This is a genomic window from Candidatus Krumholzibacteriota bacterium (assembly GCA_016931295.1).
Lineage (GTDB): Bacteria > Krumholzibacteriota > Krumholzibacteriia > Krumholzibacteriales > Krumholzibacteriaceae > JAFGEZ01.
The window spans coordinates 18,018-35,599 of the sequence record JAFGEZ010000030.1; the positions used below are offsets into that span (position 1 = coordinate 18,018).

Below are 17,582 nucleotides of genomic sequence, written 5' to 3' on the forward strand. Positions count from 1 at the left end.
GCGGTATGGTAGAATCCCCGGCGGACAAAGGAAGGGCCGTGGAGAGTTTCGAACTGAGAGAAGAGATCGCGAAGGGGGGAAGGAGCTACTTCCTGCAGACCTCCTTCCTGCCGCGGCGCAAGATCGTGCAGAGCTCGTTCTTCGTCAACGGGGAGCTCTTCGACCGTCGCATCGATCAGCTCGCGGAAGCGCCGGCCGGCACGGACGCGCGCACGTTCACCAAACACGTGCACAACGAGAACAAGGACCGGTTCCTCTTCCTGCTCGGCGCCCGCGAGAAGATCAGGAAGATGGACGACGCCGTCGCGCACCTGCGACTCGCGGAGGCGCTCTGCCGCCGGAACCTCTTCGAAGAGGCGATACAGGAGGCCCGGCTCTCCATCGACAAGGGAAACGGCGATTCGGCCCCCTATGTGCTGATCGGACGGGCGAAGCTGCGCCTCGAGGAGTACGGAGAGGCCTTCGAGGCGGTCCAGAAGGGGATCGAGATCAATCCGGAGTATCCGGACCTCCACAACCTGATCGGCCTTGTGTATCTGCACGAGCGCAAGTGCGCGCCGGCGATCGAGAGCTTCAAGCGCGCGATCGCGCTGAACATCTACTATGGAGAGCCCTATTTGAATCTCGCCCGCGCCTACCTGCTCAATTCCGTGGTCAAGGAGGATTACGAGCTCTCGAAGGATCTCGACGAGAAGTTCGAGAAGAACCTTTCCCGGGCCGTCGAGCTCAATCCCTTCATCCAGGGCGAGATCGTCGATCGCGCACGCGCGCTTTTCCGGGAGGAGAAGTACGAGGAGGCGCTCGCCGCGCTCGACGAGGCGAGTGGCGGGGCGGACCGCGGGGGAATACGGGAGATCGTTCTCGAGCTCTACCTTCTCTTCCTGCAGAGCGGGGGGGATCTCGACGTGAAGGCGATCGATGGATACCTCGACCGGGTCCGCGAGATGCTGGACCGGAATCCGACGTACGCCGACGGGTACAACGCTCTCGGTATCCTGTACACCGCGCAGTGCAAGTTGCTGATGGACAGTGCCGCGTCCTCCTTCAGGAGAGCGCTCGAGATAAACCGGAATTACCGTAAAGCGCAGAAAAACCTGCGGTTGACCGAGAACGACAGACAGGGGATTTTTATTCTGCTCAAGGCATTGTTGGACTGAACCTTGCATCGTTTCCCCGTGAGTGGTGGATTCGATAACCGGCGGCAGATTATGGATGTACTTGAAATAAAAGAAGATCATATCGGCGATGTCGTCGTGCTGAGTTTGCGGGGCCTCATCGATTCCGGGACGAGCTTGTTGCTGGAGGATCGTTTCCGGTCGCTGGCGGCCGTCTCGGACGTCCGCGTCGTCGTCGATCTCCGCGAAGTCGATTACATCAGTTCGGCGGGTTGGGGGATATTCGTCGGAGAAATCAAGGGATTCAGGGAGAGGAACGGGGATATCAAGCTCTCGGGCATGCGACCGGATGTCCGCGACGTGTTCGATCTTCTCGAATTCAACACGCTGCTCGAACCGCACGCATCGAAGGAGGACGCCGTCGAGGCGTTCGCACCGGAACGCGACGCGACGAGCGGCGGGGGACACATCTGATCGGGAGCGGGGGTAAGATGAACGACATCAGCATCGTATTTTCCAGGCCGGAGGAGAGACAGGACGTCTCCATTATCGCCGTGAAGGGGTATGTCGACACGACCACGTCCGTGGAGCTCGAGGAAAGCCTGAAGCGCCTCCTGCGCAAGGGCAGGTTCAACATCGTGATCGATCTCGGAGAGGTCAACTACATCAGTTCGGCGGGATGGGGCATCTTCATCAGCGAAATAAAGGAGATACGCCAGAACGGCGGGGACCTGAAACTCGCCCGCATGATCGGCGACGTCTACGAGGTGTTCGAACTGCTCGAATTCCAGACGATCCTCGAGAGCTACGACACGGTGGAGGAGGCCGTCAAGGGTTTCCCCGGCGGTGACGACGTCGAGAACCGGAGCGTCGACGAGAACGCGGGCGTGACGATCGAGAACGGTTCGGACGCCTGACGGCCCGAGTGTGCTTGCCCTCCAGGCGGATCCTCCGTTATACTGTCCCGGCGGTATAACGGAGGATCCGTTTCGTGTCTGACGGAAACATCAGGGTCGTCTTCGACGCCGGCAACTGGCTCCCGCCGGTCGCGGCGTTGTTCCTCGTGCTCGCCTTTCTCCTGTATCGCCGGACCCTGCCGCCCCTTTCCCGGGGCAGGCGGGCGCTTCTTCTTTTATTCCGCGCCTCGGCGGTGCTTCTCCTCGTCGTTTTCCTGGCCGATCCGTCGCTCGTGACGATGCGCGTCGAGCGCCGGCCGCCGATCGTCGGCGCGCTCGTCGACGTCTCCCGAAGCATGGGAATCGCCGACGAGGGGGAGCGAACGCGCCTGGACGCGGCGCTCGAGGCGCTCGGCGGATTCCGCGACGAGCTCCGCGCGCGATCCGACGCCGAACTCCGGGTCATCCCGTTCGCCGGCGATCTCGGCGACGACGCGTCGGGAACGTGGGAACACCTGACCGCTACGGGCGAGGGCAGCGACATCGTGGGGGCGGTCGACGGATTCCTCGAACGGAACAGGAGCTCGGCGCCAGCGGCGCTTCTTCTTCTCAGCGACGGCAGGATCACACGCGGCATGGTCGACCCGGAGCGGGGCGTCACGGTGCCCGTCTTTGCGGTCGCCTTCGGCGACAGCGTCGAGCCGCCGGATGTAGCGGTCGAACGCGTCGAGGCCGAACGGACGGTGTACCGGGGAACGCGCACCGGGATCGAGGCGACCCTGTCGATATCCGGATTCCCCGACAGGGATGTGCCCGTCACGCTGCTCGACGGCGCGGAGACGCTCGCGAGAACCGTTGTCCGGGGCTCCGGCGCGGTGACGGCGACCCTCGCCTGGACGCCGTCCCGCGAGGGGGAGAGACAACTGACGGTACGCGCCGGGCCGATCGTCGGGGAAACGCGCCTCGGAAACAACGAGGAGGAGATCGCGGTCGCCGTCCGCAAGGAACGGATCCGCGTCCTCGTGGCCGACCGGTACGCAGACTGGAACGCGACGCTTCTCCGCCGGCTCGGCGACCGTTCTCCCCGGTTCGAGGTCGAGGTCGCCATCTGGATGCCCGGGCGGGGTTACCGGCTCCTCGGCGCAAATCGGGCATGGCATCCGGGCGGGGACCTCGATGTCGTCGACGTTTTGTTCGTCTCGGACGAGACGGGGATGCTGAGCGATCCGGTGATGCGGTCCGCAATGGCCGGGTGGGTCCGGCGGGGGGGAGGCCTCGCGCTGCTTGCCGACGAACGATCCTTTCTCCTCGCCAAAAGAAACGGGGGGGACGGACTGATCCCCGTCCGGCCGACGGGCGCGCCGCGGGTCGAATCGGGCGAGTTCCACGTCGCCGCGGCGCCGGCGACGCGGAACGCCTTCGCGCGTGCCTTCGGGGAGATCGTCTCTGGATCGGATCTGCCGCCGCTTCCCCTCAGGCTCGGCGGTCTCGAGCCGACCGCCGGGGCGGAGAGCCCGCTCGTGTTCGACGGCGACGGACGGCCGTTTCTCGCCCTGCAGCGAACGGGTGCGGGTGTCACGGCGGCCGTGCTCGGCTATCCGCTCTGGCGATGGGCGCTTGCCGGCGACGAGGGAGCGCTCGCCTTCGACCGCTTCTTCGGCGGACTCATCCAGTTCCTCGCCGGCGGCGGCGACGCGGCTTTCGAGGTGCGATCGGCCAGGGCCTCGTGGACGACCGGCGAAGCGGTGCGCCTCGTCGCCGAGACGAACGGCGGGCGGACGCCGGGCACGATCCGGGGATTGCTCGAACAAACGGGATCGGCGACCGGGACGGCGGCCGTTTCCGCTTTCCTCTTCTCGCCGGTGGAGGGACGGGACGGTCGGTTCGAGGCGGTCCTCGATCCGCTTTCGCCGGGAACGTACCTCGTCACGGCGACGGATGACGACGGCGAGACGGCGATCGAGGCGCAGGTTTCCTTCTCGGTCCGGCCCGTCTCGGTGGAGTTCCTGCGGATCGCCGGCGACCGCGGAACGCTCGCCCGTATCGCCGGAGCCTCGGGAGGCGCGTTGATCGATCGCGACCTGCTTTATCGCCTTCCGGCCCGACTGTCGCTCGACGGCGAACGGGTGACGCGGCGCGACGTCCGTCCCCTCCGTGCCGAATTCCTCCTCTTCGCCTCGATCGTCGCCCTGCTCGCGGCGGAATGGACGCTGCGAAAGGCATGGGGACTCGTCTGATCCCTCCGCGCCCCATTTTTCCCTTGCGATCGCCGGCCGTCACCCTGTAAGCTCCCGCCGGGAGCGGAAGGGTGGTGGATGATGACGACGCGATTGCTCCTGTTCCTCGTGTTTCTCCTGTCGGCACGCGGCGGCGGCGCCTCCACCGAAGGGATCGTCCTCAACGAGATCTTCTACGATCTTCCCGGCATCGACGGCGACGGTGAATTCGTCGAGCTGTACAACGCCGGGCCGGTGGCGATCGACATCGGCGGATGGCGGATCGAGTTCGTCGACGGCGGCGGCGCGGCGGCGAAGACGATCTGGACGGCCCCCGGCGGACGTCGCGTCGAACCGGGGGAGTACCTGCTTTTGGGCGGCGCGTCGCGCGGTCTGCCGGAGGAGCTCCAGCTCGGCGGCGCGATCGGCAACGGCCCGGACGCGATTCGCCTCCTCTCTCTCCGGGGAACGGTCGATATCGTCGGGTACGGGGAGGGAACCCCGCTCTGCGAGGGCTCGCCGGCGCCCGACGCGCCGCCCGGTTCATCGCTCGCGCGGCGCCCCGACGGCGCGGATCGCGACGACAACCGCACCGATATCGCCGTCGCCGATCCCACGCCGGGGGCGCCCAACTTCCACCGTATAGATATCGCGATCTCGATCGCCGACAGGCAGGCGCTGCCGTGCGCCGGGGGTGAGGTCCGTCTCCGGGGAACGCTCCGGAATGCCGGTATCGAACGGTTCGACGGCGTCGTACTCGTCGAGACGGGCATCGCCGGGGCGGGATGGACCGTTTCCGATCCCATCGCGATCGATTGCGCGATCGGGCCCCTGGAGGAACAGGCCTTCTCTCTCGTCGCGGGCATGGCCTCGGAAGGGCGGATCGATGCGCTGCTCCGGGCGACGACGCCCGGCGACGGGCGGTCGTCCAACGACACATGCCGCGCGAGCCTCTACGCCTCGCCCGGGCCGGTCGTGGTGAGCGAGATCATGGGCCGTCCGGCCGGGGGGGAAGAGTGGATAGAGCTACAGGCCCGGGAGTTCGTCGACCTCGAAGGCTGGTCGATACGGGACGCGGCGGGATCCTGGCGGATCGTCGCCGGGGAGACGCTCCCGCTCGCGCCGGGGGCATTCGTCCTGCTCGTGCGGGATCCGGAGGCGTTCCGCACCGCCTGGCCCGGTTGCTCCGCGGCCATCGTTCCCGTCGCTGGTGGCTGGTGCGTCCTCAACGACGGCGGCGACACGATCGAGCTGGCCGACGGTGCCGGAGTCCTGATCGAGCGCGTCTCGTGGGGGATGGCCGGGACAACCGAGCGGGGACGGTCGCTCGAACGGGTGTCGGCGGGGATGTGCAGCGCCGAGCCGGGAGGGATCTGGCAGCGGTGCCACTCGAAGGAGGGCGGAACACCGGGGCGGGTCAACGCGGGACGGATCCCGGAACAACCGAAGGAGGGGACGCTCGCGGTCGAGCCCAATCCGTATTCGCCGGCGCGGGACGGGGAGACGGTCGTCGTCGCCACGATCCGATCCGGCGAGCGCGGGTACGATCTGCAAATCTTCGATCTCGACGGGCGGGAGGTGCGTCGCCTCTGCGGCGCGCCGGCGGGCGCGGGCGTGTGCGCGTGCCGCTGGGACGGCAGGGATGGACGGGGGAGGCCGGTCGCGACGGGATTCTACATCGTGGTCGCGGCCTTTCACGACGAGGGAGGGGTCGTATGCAGGGTGGAAAAGGCCGGAATCGCGGTGGCGGGGGATTGAGGCAGGCGATCGTCGCCGTCTGCGCGGCAACTGCCGTCTGCCGGTGCGGCGCGGCGCGGGCGGTGACCGTGTGGCGGGCGGCGGGATGCGGTGCACTGCAACCGGCGGCCGTCTGGAGCCCGCCGGGGGCCCGGAACCGGAGGGGGGGCGGCGTGTTCTGCGCGCGCGCCGCCCCGTACGAACTGAATGACCTTTCGAGGACCGGCGTGGTCGTTTTCGGACGCTCCGCGCGCGGCGCCGCCTCGGCGGGATGGGAGGCGGTGCGACACACGCTCTACCGGCGCGACCGGTTCGAGGCCGCGGCGATCGTCCGGGCGGTCGGGGGACTGTTCTTCGCCGGGGCCGGGGGAGAGGTCGAGCGCGCCTCGGTCACGGGCTACGCGCAGGAGACGAAGCGCCGGTGGAATCTTTTCGGCGGGATCGAGGCGCGATCGCTCGCACTCGGTCTCGTCCGGCGCACCGGTGGATCAATCGGATGGCGGGCGTCGATCCGGGCCGGAGCCTTCTCGGTGGCCGTCGACGATGCCGACGGCCAGGCGGGTCCGGTCGTCGCAGGGGAGTTCCAGCGCGGCGGCGCGACCCTTGCCGCCGGAATGCAGACGGAGACCGGCGAGATCGCCATCGGCCTGACGGTCGAACGTCGCCCGGTCTTCGCGGGGGTGGTCTGCGCGGAGCACCCCGTCCTGGGGAGGACCGTTACCGTCGGAGCGGGGTGGGCACGGTGGCGTGGCGGCCGCTGATTTCCGCCTGCCTGCTGGTGGTCTCGCTCGGTTGCGCCGGGGCCGTCCGCGAGCCCGCGGGGGACGCGGCGCCGCGGGACGTGGCGGCGTGGGAGGACGCGGGCAGGCGAAGCGCGATCGGGGAGCCGGAAGCCGGGCGCGCGACGGCGGGAAACCTGCGCCTGTCGGTGTCCGGGGGCGGAACGCCGCGGCGCGAGGCGCTCTGTCGCCTGGACGCGAAACCGATCGACGGAGCGTTCCGCGTACGAAGCGAAGAGCGCTTCCCGAACGCGTGGTACGCGAGAGGGAGAATCTTCGGCGGGAGGCTGTCGATCGTCGCGGGCGACATCTCGCCCCGCGCGGGCCAGGGACTGGTGCTCGGCGGCGGGCGGAGCGACTATCCGTTCAGCGCGGATTACGCGGCCGCGCGAACCGGAGAAATCGCGCCCCGGGCGTCATGGTGGGGGGAAATGCTGCGCGGCGGCGCGGTCGAGGTCGCCGGATCGTCCTGGACGGCGACGGCGTGGACGGCCAGGCAGCGCGCCTGGCGGGGCGGCGTTCCCGTCTCACTTCCCGAACGGGCGACCGCGATCCATCTCGGGCACGGCGCCGGATGCGCATCCTTCGGTTTCGTGCTTGTCGGGGGGACGGCGGTCGGTGGCACACTGTCGGCCGTGGAATGCCGGCTTCGCGAGGGAGGGGTCCGCGGGGTGCTCGAGATCGCGGCCACGGCGCGGGACGTCGCATGGGCGGCGGGAGTGCGCCGGCGCGGATCCTTCGAACTGTCCGTGCTCCTCTACGGTGCGCCGCACGGATTCGACAGCCCGCTCGGCCGGCTCCCGGGCGGCGCACTCGGCGGCGGCGCTCTCCGCCGGGGCTGCTCCGCCGTGGCGGGGAAACGGGTCGCCGGCGGCGTTCTCTCGGCCGCGGTGGAGCGGATGACGGAGGCTGACGCGATCGAAGAGGCCGTCGATATCGACCGGCGTGTCGAGTGGCGGCTCGAACGGCGGAGGTGGGGACTGGCGGCGGCGGCGAGATGGAGGCATGAGACGGAACGAAAGACGCACCCCTGGCCCGGTCCGGGACCGGAACGGGTCAGCGATCGGGAGAGCCTGGCGCTGCGTTGCCGGTGGGCTCCGTGGCGTCGTTTCGATGTCGCCCTGGCCATGCGGGCGGCCCGCGAGGGGTCCGATGACGCCGTGTACGCCGCGCCGTCGATCGCCTGCGGCCTTTTCGCGGGCGCGATGCTCAGGATCGCGGCCGCGTGGTGGCGGGGATCGGGAAACGTGCCGCTGTATCTCTACGAGCGGACCGTCGAGGGCCGGTATCCCTGGCAGGCGTTGCGGGGGAGCGGGCGGCGTGGGACGGCGGCATTCTCGGTTCGCGGGCACTGCGCGAGCATGGCCGTCTGGCTCGCCGTCGAGAAGGGACGTGGCGCCGAGGGAGGGGCGACGATCACGATTTTCCGGAGATGAATCGGGATTGGAACCAATCCTGCAAGATGGAACGGCAGGATGGAAACGACCAGGACCATAACCTACGACGAACGCTCGAGCGGTCTGAAAGTCCTCCGGTTACCGGCGGATTTGCCCTTTTCCGATGAATTGCCCGGTCTGCTCGAGCGGTTGCCGGCACCCGCGGATCGCGAGGGATTCGCGCGAATAGCGGCGGAACGGAGCGTTCACGGCCGGGCCTCGGGACTCGCGGGTCTCATCGCGGGGTCGGGCGATCCGCTCGAAACGCTGCTCCGTGTGGCGGCTCTTGCGGCCGACGGGCAGGATATCGGCATCCGACTCCTGTACGCGGCGCTGCTCGCCGTCCCCCCGATCGAGGAGATCGTCGGCGAGATGGCGCGCTTCGACAACGTCCTGAAGGTGATGTCCCGGTTGAGGAAGTCACGGGAGTCCGGCGCCACGATCCGCGAGAGCGAGGAGTGGTTCGAAAAGAAGGTCAGGCTGCTCTCGACGGCCAGACCGCTGCCCGGCGACGAGGCAGCGGCGGTCGAGGAGCCATGGCTCGCGTGGGAAGCGGGCGTTCGACGCGCCCTTGCCGATCCCGATCGCCGATGGGACGAGGCCATCAGGGAACGGGTCGCCACCGAGCTGCAGGCGGCGCAACTGCGCATCAGGCGCATCGTCGCCTCGCTCGACCCCGATCTGCACGCCTCGACGATGCGGGCCCTGCTCGCCATCAGCGAGGAACTGTCCTGGACCGCGCAGATCGTCGCCGCGGGAGACGGCGGCGGCGGTTCGCCCCTCTTTCTCCGGCGCGAACTCGAGGGGATCTGGGACGGGTTGATGGACCGGCTCGCTGAAGAATCGGGCTGTCCGCCGCTCGCGTCCCTCTTCGCCGCGCAGGAGCGGAAGGTCCATTCCTTTCCGCGGTTGAGAACGGGGACGGCGATTCTCCGTTCGATCCTGATGCACCCGCTCCTCAGGCGCACGAGCATCGCGCCCGACGTCCCGAGCTGCCTGGCGCTTTTCGTCGAGTCCTCGGGCGGCGGCGGTCTCGAATTCGTCGTCGGTCCGGGCAAGAAACTCGACGCGTTCCTCGACGTTCCGGGATTCTCGGTGGAGGATCGCCTGCTGCGGGTCGATCTCGGCGCCGTGCCCGGTCCCGCGTTCGTCGCCGAAAACGAGACGCCGGTCGACGTCGACTGGGTCGAAGTGGGCCGGGGAGTGGACGTCTCCTACAAGTCGCTCGTTTTGGCGCACATCGACGACGACACCTTCCTCGCGGAACTCCTCAACAATCCGAAGGCGACGAAGAAGCCCGGCGTCATCCCGATCATCGCCCTCCGGTGCCGATCGTCGCACATCCTGGGGATCATCGCCAATCGCCGGGATTTCTACACGGGGTTCCTCAACAAGGAAGTGCCGTACAACCTCCTCGTGAATCCGGCGAGAGTGTCGCTCACGAGCCTCCGCAAGTTCATACACGTCAGGTATGTCGACCGGATGACCCTCCAGCGTCTCGCCACGCGCAGCGGCCAGATCCGAGAGGAAGTGCGGCGCGAGATCGTCAGGTTTCTCAGCGATCGCTGATCGTGCGCCGTCATCTGCGGATGCCGGCGTCGCGCGTGATCCCGCTCCATGTCGCGCGACGCGCGAAGACCGTTCCGCCGCCCCAAACGGGAGGTATTCGGTTGACAAATACCGCCACACCCTTTTAATATAGATATTGTTGAATTTTTCAGAAATGGCCGTTTTTTTCGTATGCAGGGGCGCCGGAACACTTTAGGAGGAGCGATGCTCGCGGAACGGATGAACAGGCTGGGCACGGAGACCGCGTTCGAGGTCCTGGCCCGCGCCAAAGCCATGGAGGCCGAAGGCCGTGAGGTGATCCATCTCGAGATCGGCGAGCCCGATTTCGATACGCCGGGGTATATCATCGACGCCGCAAAGAAGGCGCTCGACAAGGGGTTCACGCATTACGTGCCTTCAGCCGGGATCCCAGAGGTACGCAAGGCATTCGCCGATTTCATCACGAGGGATCGCGGTCTCGAGGTAGGTCCGGACAATATCGTCGTCACGCCGGGGGCGAAGCCGATCCTCTTCTTCTCGATCCTGGCCCTCGTGGACAAGGGCGACGAGGTGGTCTACCCGAATCCCGGATTCCCCATCTACGAATCGGTGATCAACTTCGTCGGCGGAAAGCCCGTTCCCATCCCCCTGCGCGAGGAGAAGGAGTTCTCCTTCGACCTCGACGAGATGAGGGGGCTGGTCAACGAGAAGACCAAGCTCATCATCCTGAATTCGCCGCACAATCCGACCGGCGGATCGATGACACCTGCCGACATGAAGGGCGTGGCCGAGCTCGCCGAGAAGAACGACGCGTGGATCCTGAGCGACGAGGTCTACTCGAAGATGGTCTACGACGGAAAGCATGTCAGCATCTTCGACTATCCCGAGGTCAGGGATCGCGTGATCCTGCTCGAAGGCCATTCCAAGACCTACGCGATGACCGGCTGGCGTCTCGGCTACGGCATCATGCCGAAGGAACTGGCCGCGCAGATCGCCAAGATCCAGACGAACAGCAACTCCTGCACGTCGGCGTTCGTGCAGATGGCCGGGAAGGCGGCGATCGAGGGACCGCAGGACGAATCGCTGAAGATGATGGCGGAATTCAAGGCGCGCCGGGATATCTTCGTCGACGGTCTCAACACGATCCCCGGGTTCAAGTGCCTGCGACCGAAGGGCGCCTTCTACGTCTTCCCGAACATCACCGGAACGGGTATGAAGTCCAAGCAGCTCGAGGAACACCTGCTCGCCGAGGCGGGCGTCGCCGGTCTCAGCGGCACGAGCTTCGGCAGATACGGAGAGGGCTACCTGAGATTCTCCTACGCGAATTCGCAGGAGAACCTGCTGAAGGCCCTCGAGAAGATCAGAAAAGCCCTGTAGGAAACGATCACACCCACGAACCCCTGGCGGAGGCATGCCCTCCGCCAGGGGCCGTGTTTTCGGAGGTAATCCGTGTCTCTCGGCATCGACGTGATTGCGCTCGGCGGCAATGCCATCATTCCCGCCGACGGGACGGGGACGATCGAGGAACAGCGGGATCTCACCGCGCAGACGATGGGACAGGTCGGGGAGCTGATCGCCTCCGGGCGCAAGGTCATCGTCACGCACGGCAACGGACCGATCGTCGGCAACATCATGGAACGCAACGAAGCCGTCAAGGACCGCATTCCGCCGATGCCACTCGATATCTGCGGCGCCGATTCGCAGGGCGGGATCGGCTACATGATACAGCAGGCGCTCAGGAACGAGCTTGCCAGGCGCGGCATGCCGCGCGAAGTCGTCTCCATCGTCTCGCAGGTTGTCGTTTCCGCGGAGGACGACGCCTTCCAGAAGCCGACCAAGCCGATCGGTCCCTTCTATACCGAGGAGGAGGCGCAGGTGCTCATGACGGCGAAGGGATGGACGATGAAGAACGACGCCGATCGCGGCTGGCGGCGCGTCGTGCCGAGTCCCACGCCTCTCGAGATCGTCGAGTCGCGGGTCATTTCCGGACTGCTGGAGGCGGGAGTCGTCGTTATCGCTGTCGGCGGCGGGGGAATCCCCGTGGTCCGTCGCGGCACCAGTCTCGAGGGCGTCGAGGCCGTCATCGACAAGGACCGCGCAGCCGCCGTGCTCGGCCTGGGCGTCGGAGCGGAGCGGCTCATCATCCTCACGAACGTCGAGGAAGTCTACGTGGATTTCGGCACCCCGCAGCAGCGGCCGATCGGGACGATCTCCCTCTCCGAGATCCGGCGCCTCTACGAGGCGTACGAGTTCCCCGCGGGATCGATGGGCCCGAAGATCCGTTCGGCCGTCGAGTTCCTCGCCAACGGAGGGAGCGAGGCGATCATCTCGCATGCCGGACGGCTGGGCGACGCCTGCGAGGGGAAGGCCGGCACGCACATCCTCCCTGATTGACCGGCAAACCAAACGAGGCGGCGTCCCGTTCCGTCCGGGCGAGTCTCCCTATTCGCATTCTTTTCCTTTCCGACGATATCCGTCGTGGAGGAGGAACGAGCCCGGACCGTCCGTCCGCCGCGGGAGTCATCATCCGCCGGATCGGCGGGGACGCGCTCGACGACCTCCATTTCCGAACCGTTTCCTTGTCCCGCGGCCTCGCGCATTCCCGTTGCAAGCCGCTGTCGACGTTCGTATACTGCGTTCTGATCGGGAGGAAGCATGACAGGCGGGCGATTCGGGAAGGAAGACACGGGCCCCATCGACCGGGGAGCGCTCCGGAGCATACTGGACGCCCTCAGCGAGCACGTGATCTATTACGGCGACGAGGAGATGCGGATCGTGCACGCGAACCGCGCCGCGGCCGCGTCGCTCGGCGCGGAGCCCGAGGATCTCGTCGGCGGGACATGCTACGCGCTGTGGCACGGGCGCGACGAACCGTGCGAAGATTGCCCCATCCTCGAATCGATGAACACGGGGAAGCGTTGCGAGCGGGAAGTGACGACGCCGGACGGCCGCGTCTGGTCGATCAGGGGCAATCCCGTGCTCGGCCCGGACGGCAGCGATCGAGGCGCCGTCGAGATCACGATGGAGATCACCGCCCGGAGGAAAGCCGAGCGCTCCCTCCGCGAGAGCGAGGAACGGTACCGCAGCGTCGTCGAGAACGCACACGAAGGCATTTGCATCCTCGATCGTTCCGGCCGCATCGTCTTCGCGAACCGCTACATGGAACGTCTTCTCTCGGTCGATCGAACCGAGCTGATCGGGTGCTCCTTCCTCGAATTCACCTGTTTTGACGAGAGAGCCGACCACGGGAAACGCCTCGAACGTTTTTCTGCGGAAGAGACGGAACGGATGCATTTCGAGGCGACGGCGCTTTCCCGCGACGGACGGCGCGTTCTCGTCGACATCGTCGTCAATCGCGTCATCTTCGAGGGCGACACGGCAATGCTCAACATCGTGCGGGACGTCACCGAGCAGCGGCAGATCGAGGAGGAACGCCAGAAGGCGGAGCATCTCGAATCGATCGGCGTGCTCGCGGGCGGGATCGCCCACGACTTCAACAACATACTCACCGCGATCCTCGGAAACATCTCGGTCGCGAAGGTAACGATCGGCGATGGCGAGGCGATCGCGCGGTTCCTCGACGAGGCCGAACGGGCGACGGTCAGGGCGAGGGTCCTCACGCAGCAGTTGCTCACCTTCTCCCGCGGAGGCGAGCCGGTCAAGCGGGTCTCACCGGTCGGCGCGCTGATCGAGGAGTCGGCGACCTTCGCCCTGCGGGGCTCGAAGGTGGACTGCGAATTCCTGATCGCCGAGGATCTGCTGAACGCCGACATCGATGAAGGGCAGATCGGGCAGGTCGTGCAGAATCTCGTCATCAACGCATTCCAGGCGATGCCCGCCGGGGGCACGATCAACATCGCCGCCCTGAACGAGACCCTCGTCGAGGGGCAGATCCCGCCCCTCGAAGCCGGGGAATACGTGCGCGTCTCCGTCTCGGACGGCGGGTGCGGGATATCTCCGGAATACGTCGAGCGCGTCTTCGATCCATATTTCACCACGAAGGAGCGGGGGAGCGGGCTCGGGCTCGCGACGGTCTACTCGATCATCCGGAAGCATCGAGGCCACGTGCTTCTCTCCTCGGAATCCGGCGTCGGCACGACCGTCACCTTCTACCTTCCGGCCACCCGAGAGGGAGCGGAGGAGGACGGGCCGGTCGTCGAGCCCCCGGCGACGGGACGCCTGCGGATCCTGCTCATGGACGACGAGGAACTGGTGCGCGAAGCGGCCGGGCGGATGCTCGAGCGCATGGGGCACGACGTGGCGTTCGCCCGCGACGGGACGGAAGCCATCGCGGCCTGCGGGAGGGCTCTCGACGCGGAAACGCCCTTCGACGTCGTGATCATGGACCTGACGATCCCCGGCGGCATGGGCGGCGAGGAGGCGATCGGGATGTTGCGCGGGATCGATCCGGGCGTGCGCGTGATCGTCTCGAGCGGCTATTCGAACGATCCCGTCATGGCCAATTTCCGCGCGTACGGATTCGACGGGTTCATCCCCAAACCGTATCGGCTCGAGGAGATGCGGCGCGCGATCGCGGGGGTCCTCTCGTGAGGATCGATCTCCCCTACGGCGACGGCGTGTTCACGGTCGACCTGCCCGGGCGGGACGGACTGCGGACAGCCGCCGGCCGTTCGCCCGCGCCGGTCGGGGACACGGCCGGTGCGTTGAGAAGGGCCGTCACCGATCCCGTGGCCGGCGAAGCCCTCCCGTCCCTCGTGCCCGGGAAGGGGAGGATCTCCGTGCTCGTCGCGGATATCACCCGCGGCGCGTGGGTGAGGGAGGTGCTCCGGGCGCTACTCGGCGTTCTCGAGGATGCCGGCGCGGGGCCGGATCGCGTCGATATCGTCATCGCGGCGGGGACGCACCGGATGAGCGATGCCGGCGGGCTCTCACGCCATCTCGGCCCGGACGTGACCGGACGCTGGCGGACGATCGAGCACGACGCCGACGACGACGAGGCGATGGCGGAGGTCGGAGAGACGGCGGCGGGGACGGTCTGCCGGTTCCGGCGAAGCGTCGCCGAGTCGGCGCTCGTGGTGGCGATCGGCGGGGTCACCTACCACTACTTCGCCGGGTACGGCGGCGCGAGGAAACTCGTGCTCCCCGGCGTGGCCGCGGGAAGCACGATCGTCGCGAACCACCGGCTCTCGCTGAAGAAGGATCCGGGCGAGGGGATCGCCGACGGATGCCGGCCCGGGAAGCTCGACGGCAACCCGGTTCACGCCGACATGATCGAGGGGGCCCGGCTCCTTCCGGCGTCCGTCTTCGCCGTCAACGTCGTCACGGACGAGACGGGGAGGGTCGCGTTCCTGAACGCGGGCGAGCTCGATTTGTCTCACCGGGCAGCGTGCCGGTTCCTCGACGAGCACTTCATGATCCAGCTCGACCGCCCCTGCGGGGCCGTCATCGCCGCCGCGGGCGGATGGCCGAGGGATATCAACCTTCTCCAGGCGCACAAGGCGATGCGGAACGCAGCGTCGGCGCTGGACGAGGGCGGCGTGATGCTGATCGCCGCCGCCTGCCCCGAGGGGATCGGATCCTCCTCGTACCGCGAGGCCTTCGACGACGGGCGCATGGTGGTTCCGGACCGGGTGCGCCGTCGATACACGCTCAACTCGCAGACGGCCCTCTCGACGCGGGAGATCACCACCCGGTTCTCGGTCTATCTCCACGCCGGACTGGACGCGAGCGAGGTGTCTCGATTCGGGATGTGCCCCTGGGAGGAAGGGTTCGCGGGTTTCCTGCTCGACGGGATCCCCGACGAGGATATCCTCGTGCTTCCGAACGCGGCGATGTTCCTCCCCGTCGTCGCGGGAGACGGATCGTCGAAACGGGACGAGGAATGAGACGAACGAAAACGAGCCTCGTTTCCTCGCACGAATTCCCGCTCTACCAGCGCCAGCCGAGCAGCCGCTGCGCGTGGAATATCCAGTAGCATCCGAGAATACCGGCGAAAACGACCGACTGGTGGATACGCCCGGCGAGACTGCCCCTCCCGGAGCGCCATGCGTCGACGACCCGCCACGCGAAGAGAGAGGCCGGCAGGAGCGCGAGGATCGGGATGGCCATGACCGCCGCGAACGCCGGCGACGGACCGAACACGAGGCCGGCCGAACGGGCGCCGGCCCGGGCGAGTGGCAGGAACACGAGGAGCATGGCCGCGGTCGTCTCTCCGGCGCTCTTTTCCAGGCCTGCCGGCCCGGTTCCTCGCCCGGCGAGACGCATGACGCTTTCGGCGACGGGACGGACGAGGATCGAGACGAGCAGCGAGACGCAGACGACGAGGAACGGCACCGTGAACGACGGTTCCTCGTACCAGGGCAGGCGGCGGAAGGTGTGCAACCCGTTCCACGAGACATAGGCCGGCCGGCCGGTGTCGCCGCCGAAAAAGCAGAGGCTCTCGCCCGTCGGGGGGTGCACGAAGATCCCGGCTCCCCGTTTCGTGAAGACCCGGCCGCCGACCAGCAGCGTGTCGCCCGTTCCCGCCGCGATCGCCAGCCCGCCGTCGGGGAACCGGGCGAATTTCTCGACCGTCTCCTGCGAGTGGGGAAGGTATCGCCACGAGCCGGCCAGGCGTCGGGGATCGGGGGCGGAACTTCCCTGCGCGGCGATCGAAGCCGGCGTCTCCGGTTCCGGGAGGCAAACCGGCCCGACGAAACGGTCGAGGAAGGCGTCCGCGAAGGAGCGCTGCAGGCCGCCCCCGGCATCGTGGTTCCACGCGACGAAGAAGCCGACATCGAGCGAGGGCGCGACGCAGACGAAGCATCCCGCTCCGCGGTTCCCGCCGGCATGATAGGCGACGACGGTTTCGCCCCGTCGCTCGAGGTGCCAGGCGAGCCCCATCGACCGGGGAAGTCCGGGGCAGGAGACGACGTTCGGGGTCAGCATCAGGTCGACCACCCCGGGGGCGATGCCGTCCGGAACGATCCCGGCGCCGGCCGTCCCCGCGGGAACCGTCGCCTCGCCGAGCATCATTCCGATGAAGCGGCCCATGTCGGCGGCGGTGGAACGCATCCCGGCCGAACCGCGTATGTTCACGAAATCCTTCTCGACGCGGACGAACCGGGCCGCGTCGTCACTCGAATACTCGTATTGTCCCATGAGCAGCTTGCCGGGGAACTCGTTTGTCTCGAATCCCGTATCGCCCATGCCGAGGGGGTCGAGAATACGCTCGCGGACGTACGCCTCGTACGGTTCGCCCGAGACGGTCTCGACGATGCGCGCTGCGATGGAGACGCCGATGCCGGAATAGCAGAAGGCCGTTCCCGGCTCGCGGACGACGGGGGGGATGCAACCGGCGAGAAAATCCGCCAGCGGCGGGATATCGCGCGCGTGCCGCGACTTGAGCCCGATCATGGATTCGTCGAACCCCGCCGTGTGCGTGAGCAGGTGCCGGGGGGTGACATCGACGCCCGTTGGCGAATGAATGCGCAGCCCGGCGAGATGGTTTTCGGCGGGTTCGTCGAGATCGACTGCGCCGCCGACGGCGAGCTGCGCGACGGCCATGGCCGTGAAGATCTTCGTGACGGAGGCGAGGCGGACGACCGTCAGGACGGGATCGAATGGCTCTTCCCGCTCGATGTCGGCCATCCCGTAGCCGCGCGAGAAGAGAATGCCCCCGGCGTTCGCGACGACGACGACCCCGCCGGGGATGGGTGTCGGGGCATCCTCGATCCAGTACCGGAAGAGGGAATCGGCGAGGGAGGCGACCGACGAGGAATCGGGCGTTTCGGCCTCGGACGGAAGCCCGTGGAAAAGAACGGCGGCGAGCAGGATGGCGGCGAGGGACGTTTTCATGACGGTATGACGATGCGAGGTGACTGGCGCGCCGGTTGGAAATATATGCGATTCCCCC

The 17,582-nt window shown here is 67.3% G+C and carries 13 protein-coding genes; 12 read left to right on the forward strand and 1 reads right to left on the reverse strand.

What is annotated here, in order from left to right; genetic code table 11:
* Positions 1-38 precede the first annotated feature (38 nt).
* The 12 genes from JW876_07570 (at position 39) to larA (ending at position 15,573) form a co-directional block, all read left to right on the forward strand.
* Positions 39-1,157 carry a hypothetical protein gene (locus JW876_07570; GenBank protein MBN1885363.1) on the forward strand — a complete coding sequence of 373 codons (1,119 nt, stop codon included), beginning with the start codon at positions 39-41 and terminating at the stop codon, positions 1,155-1,157.
* A 51-nt stretch (positions 1,158-1,208) separates the two neighbouring features.
* On the forward strand, positions 1,209-1,589 hold the full coding sequence (locus JW876_07575; protein MBN1885364.1) for an STAS domain-containing protein: 381 nt from the start codon (positions 1,209-1,211) through the stop codon (positions 1,587-1,589).
* Positions 1,590-1,606: 17 nt separating this feature from the next.
* Complete coding sequence (locus tag JW876_07580; protein MBN1885365.1) at positions 1,607-2,032, forward strand: STAS domain-containing protein; 426 nt, start codon at positions 1,607-1,609, stop codon at positions 2,030-2,032.
* 74 nt (positions 2,033-2,106) lie between these two features.
* Complete coding sequence (locus tag JW876_07585) at positions 2,107-4,248, forward strand: hypothetical protein (protein MBN1885366.1); 2,142 nt, start codon at positions 2,107-2,109, stop codon at positions 4,246-4,248.
* A 78-nt stretch (positions 4,249-4,326) separates the two neighbouring features.
* Entirely contained in the window at positions 4,327-5,985 is a 1,659-nt protein-coding gene (locus tag JW876_07590) for a lamin tail domain-containing protein (protein ID MBN1885367.1), read from the forward strand.
* Complete coding sequence (locus JW876_07595) at positions 5,943-6,725, forward strand: hypothetical protein (GenBank protein ID MBN1885368.1); 783 nt, start codon at positions 5,943-5,945, stop codon at positions 6,723-6,725. The genes JW876_07590 and JW876_07595 overlap by 43 nt, the downstream gene beginning before the upstream one ends.
* Positions 6,707-8,179: a hypothetical protein gene (locus tag JW876_07600; protein ID MBN1885369.1), complete on the forward strand. Its 1,473-nt coding sequence runs from the start codon at positions 6,707-6,709 to the stop codon at positions 8,177-8,179. Before JW876_07595 ends, JW876_07600 begins: the two co-directional genes overlap by 19 nt.
* A 39-nt stretch (positions 8,180-8,218) precedes the next feature.
* Positions 8,219-9,748: a hypothetical protein gene (locus JW876_07605; GenBank protein ID MBN1885370.1), complete on the forward strand. Its 1,530-nt coding sequence runs from the start codon at positions 8,219-8,221 to the stop codon at positions 9,746-9,748.
* 171 nt (positions 9,749-9,919) lie between these two features.
* The gene (locus JW876_07610) at positions 9,920-11,104 is read left to right on the forward strand and encodes a pyridoxal phosphate-dependent aminotransferase (protein MBN1885371.1); all 1,185 of its coding nucleotides are present in this window, start codon (positions 9,920-9,922) and stop codon (positions 11,102-11,104) included.
* A 72-nt stretch (positions 11,105-11,176) separates the two neighbouring features.
* The gene (arcC, locus tag JW876_07615; GenBank protein MBN1885372.1) at positions 11,177-12,121 is read left to right on the forward strand and encodes a carbamate kinase; all 945 of its coding nucleotides are present in this window, start codon (positions 11,177-11,179) and stop codon (positions 12,119-12,121) included.
* A 261-nt stretch (positions 12,122-12,382) separates the two neighbouring features.
* The gene (locus tag JW876_07620) at positions 12,383-14,278 is read left to right on the forward strand and encodes a PAS domain S-box protein (protein MBN1885373.1); all 1,896 of its coding nucleotides are present in this window, start codon (positions 12,383-12,385) and stop codon (positions 14,276-14,278) included.
* Positions 14,275-15,573, forward strand: a complete 1,299-nt coding sequence (larA, locus tag JW876_07625) for a nickel-dependent lactate racemase (protein ID MBN1885374.1) — start codon at positions 14,275-14,277, stop codon at positions 15,571-15,573. The genes JW876_07620 and larA overlap by 4 nt, the downstream gene beginning before the upstream one ends.
* Positions 15,574-15,616: 43 nt before the next feature.
* Here the strand turns inward: larA and JW876_07630 are convergent, their stop codons facing one another.
* Complete coding sequence (locus tag JW876_07630) at positions 15,617-17,524, reverse strand: beta-lactamase family protein (GenBank protein ID MBN1885375.1); 1,908 nt, start codon at positions 17,522-17,524, stop codon at positions 15,617-15,619.
* Positions 17,525-17,582 lie beyond the last annotated feature (58 nt).

Bases quoted from the DNA above. Each gene is read 5' to 3' on its own strand.
- JW876_07605 (MBN1885370.1), top strand. From the start codon at position 8,219: ATGGAAACGACCAGGACCATAACCTACGACGAACGCTCGAGCGGTCTG.
- JW876_07590 (MBN1885367.1), top strand. From the start codon at position 4,327: ATGATGACGACGCGATTGCTCCTGTTCCTCGTGTTTCTCCTGTCGGCA.
- JW876_07580 (MBN1885365.1), top strand. From the start codon at position 1,607: ATGAACGACATCAGCATCGTATTTTCCAGGCCGGAGGAGAGACAGGAC.
- JW876_07575 (MBN1885364.1), top strand. From the start codon at position 1,209: ATGGATGTACTTGAAATAAAAGAAGATCATATCGGCGATGTCGTCGTG.
- JW876_07595 (MBN1885368.1), top strand. From the start codon at position 5,943: ATGCAGGGTGGAAAAGGCCGGAATCGCGGTGGCGGGGGATTGAGGCAG.
- JW876_07610 (MBN1885371.1), top strand. From the start codon at position 9,920: ATGCAGGGGCGCCGGAACACTTTAGGAGGAGCGATGCTCGCGGAACGG.
- JW876_07620 (MBN1885373.1), top strand. From the start codon at position 12,383: ATGACAGGCGGGCGATTCGGGAAGGAAGACACGGGCCCCATCGACCGG.
- JW876_07630 (MBN1885375.1), bottom strand. From the start codon at position 17,524: ATGAAAACGTCCCTCGCCGCCATCCTGCTCGCCGCCGTTCTTTTCCAC.